The sequence below is a fragment of the Pseudomonas sp. SIMBA_068 genome (genome assembly GCF_046534705.1).
In the GTDB taxonomy this organism is placed as follows: Bacteria; Pseudomonadota; Gammaproteobacteria; order Pseudomonadales; family Pseudomonadaceae; genus Aquipseudomonas; species Aquipseudomonas putida.
This window is the reverse complement of record NZ_JAWRYI010001458.1, coordinates 1-241: the sequence shown is the minus strand read 5'-3', so window position 1 is coordinate 241 and position 241 is coordinate 1. Positions and strand designations below refer to the sequence as shown.

Below are 241 nucleotides of genomic sequence, written 5' to 3'. Positions count from 1 at the left end.
CCAGCACCGCGTCGGTGGGTTGGTAGATGCTGTACAGCAAGCGCAGGATCGCCAGGGTCACGGCAAATACGATACCCGGCAGCACGCCCAGGCCCAGTACGCCAACCGTGGTCAGCAGGCACAGCCAGAACTCGAAGCGGCTCAGGCGCCTTATGGTCTTCAGCGACTTGATGTCGATCAGCCCCCAGCCTGCCATCAGCAGCACGGCGCCCAGCGCCGCCTGGGGGATCCAGGCCATGGG

Annotated in this window: 1 protein-coding gene; it reads right to left on the bottom strand. The window is 65.6% G+C overall.

All coding sequences use genetic code 11. From position 1 onward, the window contains the following. A partial coding sequence (locus tag SB756_RS34465) for a SulP family inorganic anion transporter (RefSeq protein WP_410913803.1) occupies window positions 1-241 on the bottom strand: 241 nt, incomplete at both ends.